Source organism: Streptomyces sp. NPDC003248 (genome assembly GCF_055563235.1).
The window spans coordinates 305,605-318,969 of sequence record NZ_JBVHDT010000006.1 but is presented as its reverse complement, the minus strand read 5'-3'; the positions used below and the strand labels follow the sequence as shown (position 1 = coordinate 318,969).

General features: G+C 73.7%; 12 protein-coding genes. 9 read left to right on the top strand and 3 right to left on the bottom strand.

Going from position 1 to position 13,365, the window contains the following annotated elements; genetic code table 11:
* The first annotated feature begins 21 nt into the window (after positions 1-21).
* From ACZ3KJ_RS17515 to ACZ3KJ_RS17505, 3 genes are read left to right on the top strand one after another with little or no spacing between them, the layout of a single operon-like run.
* Entirely contained in the window at positions 22-1,593 is a 1,572-nt protein-coding gene (locus ACZ3KJ_RS17515; protein WP_467527839.1) for a 4-coumarate--CoA ligase family protein, read from the top strand.
* A complete protein-coding gene (locus tag ACZ3KJ_RS17510; RefSeq protein ID WP_467527837.1) occupies positions 1,590-2,327 on the top strand; it encodes an enoyl-CoA hydratase family protein in 738 nt (245 codons plus the stop codon). The genes ACZ3KJ_RS17515 and ACZ3KJ_RS17510 overlap by 4 nt, the downstream gene beginning before the upstream one ends.
* Positions 2,315-2,923 (top strand): TetR/AcrR family transcriptional regulator, encoded by a 609-nt coding sequence (locus ACZ3KJ_RS17505; RefSeq protein WP_389521468.1) that lies wholly within the window; start codon positions 2,315-2,317, stop codon positions 2,921-2,923. The genes ACZ3KJ_RS17510 and ACZ3KJ_RS17505 overlap by 13 nt, the downstream gene beginning before the upstream one ends.
* Before the next feature lie 18 nt (positions 2,924-2,941).
* Here ACZ3KJ_RS17505 and pdxH read toward each other — a convergent pair whose 3' ends face one another.
* Positions 2,942-3,571, bottom strand: a complete 630-nt coding sequence (gene pdxH / locus ACZ3KJ_RS17500) for a pyridoxamine 5'-phosphate oxidase (RefSeq protein ID WP_389521619.1) — start codon at positions 3,569-3,571, stop codon at positions 2,942-2,944.
* Positions 3,572-3,892: 321 nt separating this feature from the next.
* On the opposite strand from pdxH, the gene ACZ3KJ_RS17495 reads away from it, so the two are divergent.
* Complete coding sequence (locus ACZ3KJ_RS17495) at positions 3,893-4,993, top strand: citrate synthase 2 (protein ID WP_467527835.1); 1,101 nt, start codon at positions 3,893-3,895, stop codon at positions 4,991-4,993.
* 322 nt (positions 4,994-5,315) lie between these two features.
* Here the strand turns inward: ACZ3KJ_RS17495 and ACZ3KJ_RS17490 are convergent, their stop codons facing one another.
* A complete protein-coding gene (locus ACZ3KJ_RS17490; RefSeq protein ID WP_467527833.1) occupies positions 5,316-6,224 on the bottom strand; it encodes a LysR family transcriptional regulator in 909 nt (302 codons plus the stop codon).
* Between the two features lie 73 nt (positions 6,225-6,297).
* Here ACZ3KJ_RS17490 and ACZ3KJ_RS17485 point away from each other — a divergent pair, with 73 nt between their 5' ends.
* From ACZ3KJ_RS17485 to ACZ3KJ_RS17465, 5 genes are all read left to right on the top strand, one after another.
* Positions 6,298-6,690 carry a RidA family protein gene (locus ACZ3KJ_RS17485; RefSeq protein WP_389521472.1) on the top strand — a complete coding sequence of 131 codons (393 nt, stop codon included), beginning with the start codon at positions 6,298-6,300 and terminating at the stop codon, positions 6,688-6,690.
* A gap of 274 nt (positions 6,691-6,964) precedes the next feature.
* On the top strand, positions 6,965-8,398 hold the full coding sequence (locus ACZ3KJ_RS17480) for a PAS domain-containing protein (RefSeq protein ID WP_467527831.1): 1,434 nt from the start codon (positions 6,965-6,967) through the stop codon (positions 8,396-8,398).
* Positions 8,399-8,608: 210 nt separating this feature from the next.
* Positions 8,609-9,364 carry an SIS domain-containing protein gene (locus tag ACZ3KJ_RS17475; protein ID WP_467527830.1) on the top strand — a complete coding sequence of 252 codons (756 nt, stop codon included), beginning with the start codon at positions 8,609-8,611 and terminating at the stop codon, positions 9,362-9,364.
* Positions 9,365-9,674: 310 nt separating this feature from the next.
* Positions 9,675-10,367: a metal-dependent transcriptional regulator gene (locus ACZ3KJ_RS17470; RefSeq protein ID WP_467527828.1), complete on the top strand. Its 693-nt coding sequence runs from the start codon at positions 9,675-9,677 to the stop codon at positions 10,365-10,367.
* A gap of 786 nt (positions 10,368-11,153) precedes the next feature.
* Complete coding sequence (locus ACZ3KJ_RS17465) at positions 11,154-12,089, top strand: alpha/beta fold hydrolase (protein ID WP_467527826.1); 936 nt, start codon at positions 11,154-11,156, stop codon at positions 12,087-12,089.
* Between the two features lie 218 nt (positions 12,090-12,307).
* On the opposite strand, the gene ACZ3KJ_RS17460 is transcribed toward ACZ3KJ_RS17465, so the two are convergent.
* Positions 12,308-12,970 carry a bifunctional DNA primase/polymerase gene (locus ACZ3KJ_RS17460; protein WP_467527824.1) on the bottom strand — a complete coding sequence of 221 codons (663 nt, stop codon included), beginning with the start codon at positions 12,968-12,970 and terminating at the stop codon, positions 12,308-12,310.
* Positions 12,971-13,365 lie beyond the last annotated feature (395 nt).

Below are 13,365 nucleotides of genomic sequence, written 5' to 3'. Positions count from 1 at the left end.
TCGCGCCAGGAGGAACCAGCCATGTTCCGCAGCGAGTACGCAGACGTCCCGCCCGTAGAACTGCCCATCCACGACGCCGTACTGGGCCGCGCCGCCGACTTCGGCGACCATCCGGCCCTGATCGACGGCACCGACGGCACCACCCTCACGTACGGCCAACTGGACCGCTTCCACCGGCGGATCGCCGCCGCCCTCGCCGAGGCCGGCGTCCGCAAGGGCGACGTGCTCGCCCTGCACAGCCCCAACACCATCGCCTTCCCCGCCGCGTTCTACGCCGCCACCCGCGCGGGCGCCACCGTCACCACCGCGCACCCCCTCTCCACCGCCGAGGAGCTCGCCAAACAGCTCGGCGACTCGGCCGCCCGCTGGATCGTCACCGTCTCCCCCCTGCTGGAGACGGCCCGCCGCGCCGCCGAACTCGCCGGCGGCGTCCAGGAGATCTTCGTCTGCGACAGCGCCCCCGGCCACCGCTCCCTCCTCGACATGCTCGCCTCGACGGCCCCCGAACCCCGCGTCGACGTCGACCCCGCCGAGGACGTCGCGGCCCTGCCGTACTCCTCCGGCACCACCGGCGTCCCCAAAGGCGTGATGCTCACCCACCGGCAGATCGCCACCAACCTCGCCCAGCTCGAACCGGCGATCCCGGCCGGCCCCGGCGACCGCATCCTCGCCGTCCTGCCCTTCTTCCACATCTACGGCCTCACCGCCCTGATGAACGGCCCCCTCCGCAACGGCGCCACCGTCGTCGTGCTGCCCCGCTTCGACCTGGAGACGTTCCTCGCCGCCGTCCAGAACCACCGCATCACCGGCCTCTACGTCGCCCCGCCGATCGTGCTGGCCCTCGCCAAACACCCGGCCGTCGCCCGGTACGACCTGTCCTCCCTGCGGCACGTCATCAGCGCGGCCGCCCCCCTCGACGCCGACCTCGCCGCCGCCTGCTCGGCCCGCCTGGACCTGCCGCCCGTCGGCCAGGCCTACGGCATGACCGAACTCTCCCCCGGCACCCACGTCGTCCCCCTCGACGCCATGCGCGACGCCCCCGCCGGCACCGTCGGCAAGCTCATCGCCGGCACCGAGATGCGCATCGTCTCCCTCGCCGACCCCGACAAGGACCTCGGCGTCGGCGAGGCCGGCGAGATCCTCATCCGCGGCCCCCAGGTCATGAAGGGCTACCTCGGCCGCCCCGACGCCACCGCCGCCATGATCGACCCCGACGGCTGGCTGCACACCGGCGACATCGGCCGCGTCGACGACGGCGGCTGGCTCTTCGTCGTCGACCGCGTCAAGGAACTCATCAAGTACAAGGGCTTCCAGGTCGCCCCCGCCGAACTGGAGGCACTGCTGCTCACCCACCCCGGCATAGCGGACGCCGCCGTCATCGGCGCCTACGACCCCGACGGCAACGAGGTGCCGCACGCCCACGTGGTCCGCCAGCCCACCGCGGGCGACCTCACCGAAGGAGAGATCGCCCTCTACGTCGCCGAACGGGTCGCCCCCTACAAGCGCGTCCGCCGCGTCACCTTCATCGACGCCGTACCGCGCGCCGCCTCCGGGAAGATCCTCCGCCGGCAGCTCAGGGAGGACCGCACATGACACCACCCGTCGGCCGCACCCGCGCGCGAGGCGTCGAGACCCTCACCCTCGACGCACCCGACACCCGCAACGCCCTGTCCCGCGCCCTCGTGGCCGAACTGGCCGACGCGCTGAAGCGGGCCGGTGAGGACCCCGCAGTCCGCGCCGTCGTCCTCACCCACACCGGAGGCACCTTCTGCGCCGGCGCCGACCTGCGCGACCCGCCCGACCCGGACGCGTTCGTGGACCTGCTGCGGCAGATCGTCCGACTGACCGTACCGGTCGTCGCCCGGGTCACCGGACACGTCCGGGCCGGCGGCCTCGGCCTGCTCGCCGCCTGCGACATCACGGCCGCGTCCACCGGGGCGTCCTTCGCCTTCACGGAGGTGCGCATCGGCGTCGCCCCCGCCGTGATCTCCCTGCCCCTGCTGCCCCGCACCGACCCGCGCGCCCTGTCCCGCTACTACCTCACCGGCGAGCGCTTCGACGCCGCGGAGGCCGCCCGCATCGGCCTGCTCACCGCCACCGGCGACGACGTCGACGCCGTCCTCGCACCCGTCCTGGACGGTCTGCGCAGATCCGCCCCGCAGGGCCTGGCCGAGACGAAACGACTGCTCACGGCTAGGGTGCTGGAGGCATTCGACCGGGACGCGGCCGCCCTGACCGCGCTCTCGGCCCGCCTGTTCTCCTCCGCGCAGGCCCGCGAGGGGATGACGGCCTTCCTCGAACGACGGGATCCCTCATGGGTGCTGTGACCGCAGCCGACCGCGACCGCGCCCCCAAGCAGGACCGCAGCCGGGCCACCCGGCAGCGGCTCCTGGAAGCCGCCGTGGCCTGCCTCGCCGAACGCGGCTGGGCGGGCTCCACGGTCTCCGTCGTCGCCGAACGGGCGGGCGTCTCCCGGGGCGCCGCCCAGCACCACTTCCCCACCCGCGAGGACCTGTTCACCGCCGCCGTCGAGTACGTCGCCGAAGAACGCTCCCTCGCCCTGCGCGCCCTGTTCCCGCAGGGCGCGTCCGGCGACCGGCGCGCGGTGGTGACGGCCCTGGTCGACCTCTACACCGGCCCCCTCTTCCGGGCCGCCCTGCACCTGTGGGTGGCCGCCTCCGACGAGGAACAGCTCCGCCCCCGCGTGACCGAACTCGAGGCCCGCGTCGGCCGCGAGACCCACCGCATAGCCGTCGACCTGCTCGGCGCCGACGAGTCCCGCCCCGGCACCCGCGAAACCGTCCAGGGCCTGCTCGACATGGCCCGCGGCCTGGGCCTCGCCAACCTCCTCACCGACGACGCGGCGCGCCGCGAACGGGTGGTGGCGCAGTGGGCGGCACTGCTGGAGGAGACGCTCCGCTGACGGGCTTCCGGGCCCTGCTCAGGGACTCAGCCGCTCCACCCGCCAGCTGCCGTCCGCCCGCGCCACGTACCGCAGCCGGTCGTGCAGCCGGTTCTCCCGCCCCTGCCAGAACTCCACGGACTGCGGCGCCACCCGGAAACCGCCCCAGTGCGGCGGCACCGGCACCTGCTCGCCCTCGGGATAGCGGGCCTCCAGCTCGGCGTAGGAGGCCTCCAGCTCGGCGCGGGTGGCGATCACCGAGGACTGGGCGCTGGCCCACGCGCCCAGCTGCGAGCCGTGCGGCCGGGTCCGGAAGTACGCGGCCGTCTCGTCCCGCCCGGTCCGCCGGGCCACACCCCGCACGATGACCTGCCGGGCCATCGGATGCCACGGAAAGAGCAACGACACGTACGGGTTCTCCGCGAGGTCGCGGGCCTTGCGGGAGTCGTAGTTGGTGTAGAAGACGAAGCCCTGCTCGTCGAAGTGCTTCAACAGCACCGTGCGCGAGCTGGGCCGCCCCTCGCCGTCCGCCGTGGACACCACCATGGCGTTCGGCTCGAACAGATGGGCCTCCGCCGCGGCCTGCTTGAACCAGCGCGCGAACTGCTCCAGCGGCGTGGCGGCCAGGCCGGACTCGGCGAGGCCCTCGGCCCGGTACTGCTTGCGCATCGAGCCGGGATCGGGGGAGGCGGTGTCTGCGGGAGTCACGCGGTCATCTTGCCGTACCGGCGCACCGAAACCCAGGGTGGCACTGAGTGCCGCGAGGACTCCCCAAACATGGCACTCAGGGATATGGTGCTGATACCGGCCCCGGTCGGACGACCGTCGGCCGCACGGGGCATCACAGGGGTGACCGCCCAGGACCGCGAGTCCCCGGACCGCGGAACCCGACGTACCGGTCACACTCAGCCCGTCACCACAGCCCTCACACCACCCGTCCCGCTCCACCCCGCCCCACCACCCGTCGCACACATCACGAGGAGCCGCCTGATGTCCGACTTCGTACCCGGACTCGAAGGAGTCGTCGCGTTCGAGACGGAGATCGCCGAACCGGACAAGGAGGGCGGCGCACTCCGGTACCGGGGCGTCGACATCGAGGAACTGGTCGGCCACGTCTCCTTCGGCAACGTCTGGGGCCTGCTCGTCGACGGCGCCTTCAACCCCGGCCTGCCGCCCGCCGAGCCCTTCCCCATCCCCGTCCACTCCGGCGACATCCGCGTCGACGTCCAGTCCGCCCTCGCCATGCTCGCCCCCGTCTGGGGCCTCAAGCCCCTCCTCGACATCGATGCCGAGCAGGCCCGCGAGGACCTCGCCCGCGCCGCCGTCATGGCCCTGTCCTACGTCGCCCAGTCCGCCCGCGGCCAGGGCCGGCCCATGGTCCCGCAGCGCGAGATCGACAAGGCCCGGTCCGTCGTCGAACGCTTCATGATCCGCTGGCGCGGCGAGCCCGACCCCAAGCACGTCGCCGCCGTCGACGCCTACTGGACCTCCGCCGCCGAGCACGGCATGAACGCCTCCACCTTCACGGCCCGCGTCATCGCCTCCACCGGCGCCGACGTCGCCGCCGCCCTCTCCGGCGCCGTGGGAGCCATGTCCGGCCCGCTGCACGGCGGCGCCCCCTCCCGCGTCCTCAACATGATCGAGGAGATCGAACGCACCGGGGACGCCGAGGCCTACGTCAAGCAGGCCCTGGACCGCGGCGAGCGCCTCATGGGCTTCGGCCACCGCGTCTACCGCGCCGAGGACCCCCGCGCCCGCGTCCTGCGCCGCACGGTCCGCGAGCTGGGCGCCCCCCGCTTCGAGATCGCCGAAGCCCTGGAGAAGGCCGCCCTGGAGGAGCTCCACAACCGCCGCCCCGACCGCGTCCTCGCCACCAACGTCGAGTTCTGGGCGGCCATCGTCCTCGACTTCGCCGAGGTCCCGGCGCACATGTTCACCTCGATGTTCACCTGCGCCCGCACGGCCGGCTGGTCGGCGCACATCCTGGAACAGAAGCGCACCGGCCGCCTGGTCCGCCCCTCCGCCCGCTACACCGGCCCCGGCTCCCGCAGCCCCCGCGAGATCGAGGGCTACGCGGACATCGCCCACTGACCCCCCGGCAGCCCCCCCACGGCACGCGGGGCCGACCCGCTCCGCGTGACCGACACCCCACCACCGCTGCCGCAAACGCAGGCGACCCGCGAGTCTGGCCCTCCGGAGGAGGGGCCGGCCGGACGTACCGGCGACTCGCGGGTCGGGTGACTGCGTGGAATTGGCCGGCTGCGTGCATCTCACACACGCGGGTCCGGCGCCGAACCGAGTACGACGACGGGCTGCTAGCCCGCAGTCACCTCTTCCGTCCGGTATGCGTACATCTGCCGAACCACCTCCTTTCCGAAGTACCAGCCACCCTAAGAACCGCTCCGGCACCGAATCAACTGTTTTTCGAAAGTCCTGGCGACGCGGTTGCCAGCACATGGCCGACCAGCGGGTTCCGGTCCTCCGTTCGCCGGGCGAGGGCCACCGTGGTGTGGGCGGCGGGCTGGTCGAGGGGGCGGAAGGCGACGCCCTCCAGGCGGACGCGGCGGATGCCGGACGGGGCGAGGGACACGCCCAGGCCGCTCTCCACCAGGGCGCAGACCGTCACCCACTCGACGGCCTCCTGGGCGACCCGCGGGGTGAAGCCGGCGGCGGCGCACACGGCGGTGATGCGGTCGTGCAGGCCGGGGCCGGTCGCGCGGGGGAGGAGGACGAAGGGGGAGTCGCGGAGGTCCGTGAGGGCGACGGCGGGACGGGCGGCCAGGGGGTGGGACGCCGGGAGGACCGCGACGAGCGGCTCGGTCAGGAGCGGGGTGAACGTCAGGTCCGGGTCCCGCGCGGGCGGCTCGCGCAGGAGACCGACGTCGATGGCGCCCTCGCGCAGGGCGGTCAGCTGCGGGGCGGTCGTCATCTCGCGGAGGTCCAGGTGGACACCCGGGAACCGCTCCCGGTGGGCGCGGAGCAGCCCCGGCAGCACGGTGAGGGCGAGCGAGGCGGCGAAGCCCAGGCGGAGCCGGCCGGTGCGGCCGTCACCGGCGGCCCTGGCCGCGGCGAGTCCGTCCGCGAGGCCGGTGAGGGCGCGGCGGGCGGCGGGCAGCAGGTGCCGTCCGGCCGGGGTGAGCGCGGTTCCGCCCGGGTCACGTGTGAACAGGGGGTGGCCGACCTTGGCCTCCAGGCGCCGGATCTGCTGGCTGAGCGGCGGCTGGGCGATGCCGAGGCGGTCGGCGGCCCGGCCGAAGTGGAGTTCCTCGGCGAGGACGACGAAGGCGTGCAGTTGGGCGAGGGGCAGTTCCGGGCGCTCCATATCTCCAGAGGTATCAGATGGCACGCACGTACGTATTGGACGTATCTGCGCCGGTCCGCCTACGGTTCCGGGCATGAGCGAGCGACGTGCCATCCTCAGCGGGTCCCTGTTCGAGGAGCGGATCGGATACGCCCGGGCCGTCGTCGACGGCGACTGGGTGCACGTGTCGGGGACGACCGGCTACGACTACACGACGATGACCATCGCGGACGACGTGGTCGAGCAGGCCGAGCAGTGCCTGCGGAACATCGGGGCCGCGCTCGCGGAGGCGGGCTGCGGGTTCGCGGACGTCGTGCGGGTGCGCTACCTGCTGCCGGAGCGGGACGACTTCGAGCCCTGCTGGCCGGTGCTGCGCCGCTGCTTCGGGGAGGTGCGGCCGGCGGCGACGATGATGGTGTGCGGCCTGGCCGACCCCCGGATGAGGATCGAGATCGAGGTGTACGCGCGCCGGCCGCACACGCGTTGACGCGCGCGGGGGCCCGCGTTCTCCTGTCCCGTGGAGACGTGGTGCCGGCCGTCACGAGGAGGGCCTGCGGTGCGCGGTGGCGCGCGGCTTCGTGGAGATCGAACGGTATGTGCTCGACGGCGGGAGCGACGTCCGGGTCGACCTGCGGCTGGCCGCCTCCGGGCAGGCGGTGTGAGCGGTGCAACGATTCTCCGCAATCTTGCGGGAACCCTATGTGGGCTGCGTCACGTTCGAGTTGAATGAGGGCACGTGAGCGAACCTGCAGGGGGTCCAGGTGAGTGCTTCCCGCCGTAGTGGGACCACCGACGAACTGGGGCCGGACGAGCCCGAGCGGCCCGGGCCGGGGGCCTCGGACGGCCCGGCGGTTCCGGACGGCTCGGATCTGCTGGCCGCGCTGCTCGACGGCATGGACGCGGCGCTGTGCGCCTTCGACGCCGACGGTGTCGTCACCCACTGGAACCGGGAGGCCGAGCGGATCCTCGGCTGGAGCGCGGAGGACGCGGTGGGCCGCCGCGGCTTCGCCGGGTGGGCGGTGCGCGAGGCGGACGCCGCGGACGTCGAGAGCCGTCTGCTGGCGTCCATGCACGCCCCGGGCCGGCAGGTGCACGAGTTCGCCCTGGTGACCAAGGACGGCGGCCGGGTCCTCGTGCGCACCCAGTCCGCCGCCGTGCGCGGCCCCGAGGGCAAGCCCGCCGGCCTGTACTGCGCCTTCAGCGAGGTGCACGCCCAGATAGACCTGGAGCGTTCGATAGCGCTCAGCGAGGCCCTGTTCGAGGACGCCTCCTGGGGGGTCGTGCTCGTCGACGCCGACCTGCGCCCCGCCGTCGTCAACGCGCACGCCGCCCGCGCGCTCGGCACCGGCCGTACGACCGTCCTGGGCCGCCCGCTGGGCGAGCTGCTCACCCGGGGCGTCGAGGAACTGGAGAACGCCCTGACGCACGTCCTCGCCGAGGGCGCCCCGCCCGCGCCCGCCGAGATGTGGATCGGTGTGCGCACCCCGGAGGGCGAGAAGCGGCGCTGCTGGCGCAGCGGGTTCCTGCGGCTGGCGTCGCCGCTCACCGAGGAGCCGGTGCCGCTGGGGGTGGGCTGGCTGTTCCAGGACGTCACCGAGGCCAAGCAGGGCGAGCAGGAGGCCGCGCTGCTGCGCTTCCGCGCCAACCAGCTCCACCGCGCCTCCCGGGCGGCCGCCGAGTGCGAGGACGCGGCGGAGGCGGCCACCGTGCACCTCGACTTCGCGCTCGCCGGCTTCGCCGACCACGCCCTGATCGACCGGGTGGCGGGCGCCCCGCAGGCCGACGGCGAGTCCGGAGCGCCGCCCCGGCTGGTGCGGGTCGCGGCCACGCCCTCCGGCGGCCCCGGCCCCAGTGCGCTCACCGGCCGCGCGGGCCTGCCCGTGCGCTACGCCGACGGGCACCCGGCGCTCCAGTGCGTGGCCCGCGCCGGCTGCGTGCGCGCCTCCGCCGGCACCGTGCCGCAGGACCGGGCACAGGAGTGGGCGCACGCGCGCCAGTGGCCCGAGGACACCGTGCACGCCCTGTGCGCCGTGCTGCGCAGCCGCGGCCGCACCCTGGGCGTCGTGACGTTCCTCCGGGGCGCCGCCCGCACCCCGTTCGAACGTTCCGACGCGACGTACGCCGAGGACGTCGCCGTCCGCATAGCCCTGGCCCTGGACCTGGCGGCGGCGACGGCACCGGGCGAGCCGGCCTGACACCTTCGGGTGGGCGGGCGCGACGGCGTCCGGAAAGCGCCTCGCCCTCTGCGCGGGAGCCCCGCCCGGCCGGCACCTGAGCCTCAGCCCGCCCGCTCACGTATTGACAGCACGCTGGTCCAGACCGCACGGTGATCCGCGACACGGACGCCGGACACCGGACCGGGGATCCGCGACACCGACACCGGACACGGCAGAGGGGCCCTTCGGATGAGCGACCGCACGCCCGCCGCCCAGTTCTTCGACGCCGCGATCGGCCTGCTGCACCGGGTCCGCGACGAGGAGGCCGGGGCCGTCGAGGCCGCGGGCACCCTGCTCGCCGACACCGTCGCCTCCGGCGGCCGCCTCTTCGCCTTCGGCGCCGGTCACTCCTCGCTGGCCGCGCAGGACGTCGTCTACCGGGCCGGCGGCCTGGCCCTGATGAACCTGCTCGCCGTCCCCGGCGTCGTCGGCGTCGACGTCGTGCCCGCCACCCTGGGCTCCGCCCTGGAGCGCGTCGACGGCCTGGCGGGCGCCGTCCTCGGCACCTCCCCGCTGCGCGCGGGCGACGCCCTGGTGATCGTCTCCCTGTCCGGCCGCAACGCCCTGCCCGTCGAGATGGCCCTGACCGCCCGCGGCCTGGGCGTGCGGGTGATCGGCGTCACCTCGGTGGCGTACGCGACCGAGACCGTGTCACGGCACGCCTCGGGCACGTTCCTGAAGGACCACTGCGACGTCGTCGTGGACTCCAAGATCGCCGTCGGGGACGCCGAACTCACCCTCGACACCGTCCCCGCGCCCTTCGCGCCCGCCTCCACGGTGGTCACCGCGGCCCTCCTCCAGGCGGTCGTGGCCACCGCCGCCGCCTCCCTCGCCGCCCGCGGCATCGAGCCCCCGCTGCTGCGCTCCGGCAACGTGGACGGCGGGCACGAGTGGAACGGACGGATCATGGACGAGTACGGGGACCGGATCTTCTACCGGCGCTGAGCCCGCTCCCGTCGGCCCGTCCCCCGAGCCCGATCGGCCCACCAGCCCGACGGCCCCGCGCGCCCGACCGCCCCACCGGGCCCCACCACCCCCACCGGGTCCCACCAGGCCCCACCAGGCCCTTAGGTCTCCGCAGGGTCCGGGCGCGAGCTCGCCTCCGGACGGTCGCCGGACCCGGATTCCCCGATGTAACCGCCTCGTTCCACCGGCGCGGCACGCTTGTCAGTGCCATCCGGCAGAATTGAAGCCAGGGCCAGCGCACGCGCCGAAGAGCCGTCGAGCCTTCGGCACATCTCATCAAGGGGCACGTATGTCCGGACTGATCGACACCACGGAGATGTATCTCCGCACCATCCTCGAGCTGGAAGAGGAAGGTGTGGTCCCGATGCGCGCCCGGATCGCCGAGCGGCTCGACCAGAGCGGGCCGACGGTCAGCCAGACCGTGGCGCGCATGGAGCGGGACGGCCTGGTCTCGGTGGCCAGCGACCGGCACCTGGAGCTCACGGACGAGGGCCGCCGGCTGGCCACGCGCGTGATGCGCAAGCACCGCCTCGCCGAGTGTCTCCTCGTCGACGTGATCGGCCTGGAGTGGGAGCAGGTCCACGCCGAGGCGTGCCGCTGGGAGCACGTGATGAGCGAGGCCGTCGAGCGCCGCGTCCTGGAGCTGCTGCGCCACCCCACCGAGTCGCCGTACGGCAACCCGATCCCGGGGCTGGAGGAGCTGGGCGAGACGGACGGCGCCCACCCGTTCCTGGACGAGGGCATGGTCTCGCTCGCCGACCTCGACCCCGGCCTGGAGGGCAAGACGGTCGTCGTCCGCCGCATCGGCGAGCCGATCCAGACGGACGCGCAGCTGATGTACACGCTGCGCCGGGCGGGTGTGCAGCCCGGTGCGGTGGTGAGCGTCACGGAGTCGGCCGGCGGCGTGCTGGTGGGCAGTGGCGGTGAGGCGGCCGAGCTGGAGTCGGACGTCGCGTCGCACGTGTTCGTCGCCAAGCGCTGAGCGGCAGCCGGCCGCGCCGGAGCCGGGCCGCGCCGGAGCTGGACCGCGCCGCGCCGGAGCCGGGCCGGCACCGGACCCGGGTTCGCCCCGTACTGATCATCGGTACCGATCACCGGTAGCGATCACCGGTACCGACCACCCATACCGACCACCCATACCGACCCCCGGGTGGCGGCGGGACCGGCGGCTGGCCTTCCGTAAAGCCTGAGCATTGTTCAACTCCTGGGGCGCGTCGGGCAGTTGAGGTGACGCGTCGATGTCGTCGAATCGGTGATTCCCTGTGCCGAATCGCAGCGCTCCGGCGCTTCGCGTGCCAATCTGTCGCGAGAGGCATATGACCTGAGGGGGCGGGGATGATGTGCCGCAGACGAACGGAGGGCCCCGGCGCCGTGTGGCGCCGGGGCCTGTCCTCCCCTGTCCTGACCCGGAGCCCCGAGCTCTCAGGGTCAATCCCCTCGGACCGTTTTCCCCGAGCGGTCCGCCTCCCGTTGAAGATCTCCCCTCGGGGGCGGCGATCATTCCTTGAGGGTGGTCACTCGAACGAGCGGTGTTGGCCGCGTAAGTGGGTGTTTTCGAATGTTCATTCGATAGCCTGCGGGTGAAGGGCCTCGCGCGGGGCGCATCACGACCGTGATGATTCACGGCCGTGACGGGCCGCGCGAGGCGCGCGATGGGCGAAGGCAGTGGACAGCACAGCGGTACGACGGCAGACACGACGCGTGACCGGACCGGCCGGCTCGAACGGGAGCGGGGGGTCCGAGCGGAGCGAGGGGGGTGCCAGGACCTATGGCGCGACGCATCGAGGTGACCGGGGCGGGCGGCGTACGCCTGGCGGCCTGGGAGTTCGGTGACCCGCCCAAGTCCGACCCGGCGCAGAACGGGTCGGAGCCCACGATTCCGGCCCAGTCGTCCGGGGGAGGGGCGGTGCCGGACGGGCCCGCCGACCCCGACCGGACCACCGGCGTGCTGTTGCTGCACGGTCTGATGGGCCGGGCCTCGCACTGGGCGTCCACCGCCCGCTGGCTCTCCGGGCGGCACCGGGCGATCGCCCTCGACCAGCGCGGCCACGGCCAGAGCGAGAAGCCCCCGCAGGCCGCCTACACCCGCGAGGCGTACGTGGAGGACGCCGAGGCCGCCCTGGAGCAGCTCGGTCTCGCCCCGGCCGTCGTCATCGGCCACGCCATGGGCGCCCTGACCGCCTGGCAGCTCGCCGCCAAGCGTCCCGACCTGGTCTCCGGGCTGATCATCTGCGACATGCGGGCCTCCGCGCTCGGCGCGGCCTCGCAGCGTGAGTGGGCCGACTGGTTCCGCTCCTGGCCCGTTCCCTTCGCCACCCTCGCCGACGTCCGCAAGTGGTTCGGCGAGGACGACCCCTGGGTCGAGCGCCCGAACCCGGCGCGCGGCGAGTTCTACGCCGAGGTGATGCACGAGTCCACCGACGGCTGGCGCCCCGTCTTCGAACCCGAGCAGATGCTGAAGTCCCGCGAGACCTGGATCTACGACGCCCACTGGGAGGAGCTGGCCCAGGTGCGGTGCCCCACCCTGGTCGTGCGCGGCCTCGACGGCCTGCTGGGCCGCGCCGAGGCCCAGGAGATGGTCCGCGTCCTCCCGCGCGGCGAGTACGCCGAGGTCGCCGACGCCGGCCACCTCGTCCACTACGACCAGCCGGAGGCGTGGCGCGCGGCCATCGAGCCGTTCCTCGACGGCGTCCTCACCGGGTGAGCGGGGCCGTCACCGCCGTCCGCGCCGGGTGAGCGGGGCCTTCACGGCCGCCGACATGGCCGTCCCGGCCTTCACGCTGTCACGGCGTTCACGGCGTTCACGGCTGCGGTCACCGCGTTCACGCTGTCACGGCTGTCACGCCTTCACGGCGGTCACAGCAGCCACGCCAGTCACGTTCGTCACGGCCGTCCTACCCGGACCGTGCGGGCGGCGCGCCGTTACCGGTCCCGCCCGCACGCATAGGCCAGCGGCGAGACCAGCTCCTCCGCGTCCGGCAGCCACCGGTTCGCGGGAGTCGGCCGGCAGGCCCACTGCACGGCGCCCCGCGACCCGAACCGGGTGGGCGGCGCGGCCACGTACGACCCCTCGCCCAGCGCGACGAGATCGAGCGACCCCGGCGACCAGCCCAGTGCGCGGACCCGTTCGGGCAGCTTCGCGGACGCGCCCGGCAGGACGAAGAAGTGCATCCGGCGGTCCGGCGTCAACGTCACCGGCCCCAGCGTCAGTTCCATCCGCTCCATCCGGGCCAGCGCCAGGAAGCCCGCCGTCTCCGGCACGGAGATCGCGTCGAACGTCCGCCCCGTGGGCAGCAGGATCGAGGCGGACGGCTGCTTCTGCCACATCCGGCGCGCGACGGTCGCACTCCCCGTGGCCTGCGTGGCCCAGTCCGGCCGCGCGGGATGCGCCCCGGGCGCCGGACACGCGGCGTCACCGCAGGAGCACCGCTGCGTCCCCTCCACGGCTTCCAGCCAGGTGCCGGGAAAGACGTCCCAGTGACGTTCCTCGGCGTAGCGAACAGCGGTGTCCAGCAGCGATTCCCCGCGCTGCTTCGGGATCTGAGCGGCTTCGGCGCCCGCGATGGTCTCTTCCACGATGAACACAACTCTGGGCGTCACCAGGGGTTACGCCCGCCCACGTGCGCGGGGGAGGAGCATCGATCCCGCGTCCGGGGCGCATGGGTGCATCGGCGGGGGCGCGCGGCAGGAATGAGCGCGGAAGCGGGTAGTCACGCTTGGGGGTCGGCTTCCGCCATTACCCCGGCAATCGTCACATGCCTCGCATTCTCGCCGTATTCGTGGGGCATTGATCTTCACGGCCGGAACTATTCGGTGGAAGACACATCAACTCGGTGCGCGGGACGGCACCGCAGCCACAGGGCGGACGAGCCGAAGGGAGCGCCGGCGCCGGCGGGACGAACGGGACGGAGGCCCACGGGCCCGCCGGGCCGTCCTCCCGGCACCAGCGGCGCGCTCCGGAGGTGAGCCGCCGAGAAACA

Coding starts and splice junctions, on each gene's coding strand:
- ACZ3KJ_RS17515 (WP_467527839.1), top strand. CDS start 22: ATGTTCCGCAGCGAGTACGCAGACGTCCCGCCCGTAGAACTGCCCATC.
- ACZ3KJ_RS17510 (WP_467527837.1), top strand. CDS start 1,590: ATGACACCACCCGTCGGCCGCACCCGCGCGCGAGGCGTCGAGACCCTC.
- ACZ3KJ_RS17505 (WP_389521468.1), top strand. CDS start 2,315: ATGGGTGCTGTGACCGCAGCCGACCGCGACCGCGCCCCCAAGCAGGAC.
- pdxH (WP_389521619.1), bottom strand. CDS start 3,571: ATGCGCAAGCAGTACCGGGCCGAGGGCCTCGCCGAGTCCGGCCTGGCC.
- ACZ3KJ_RS17495 (WP_467527835.1), top strand. CDS start 3,893: ATGTCCGACTTCGTACCCGGACTCGAAGGAGTCGTCGCGTTCGAGACG.
- ACZ3KJ_RS17490 (WP_467527833.1), bottom strand. CDS start 6,224: ATGGAGCGCCCGGAACTGCCCCTCGCCCAACTGCACGCCTTCGTCGTC.
- ACZ3KJ_RS17485 (WP_389521472.1), top strand. CDS start 6,298: ATGAGCGAGCGACGTGCCATCCTCAGCGGGTCCCTGTTCGAGGAGCGG.
- ACZ3KJ_RS17475 (WP_467527830.1), top strand. CDS start 8,609: ATGAGCGACCGCACGCCCGCCGCCCAGTTCTTCGACGCCGCGATCGGC.
- ACZ3KJ_RS17470 (WP_467527828.1), top strand. CDS start 9,675: ATGTCCGGACTGATCGACACCACGGAGATGTATCTCCGCACCATCCTC.
- ACZ3KJ_RS17465 (WP_467527826.1), top strand. CDS start 11,154: ATGGCGCGACGCATCGAGGTGACCGGGGCGGGCGGCGTACGCCTGGCG.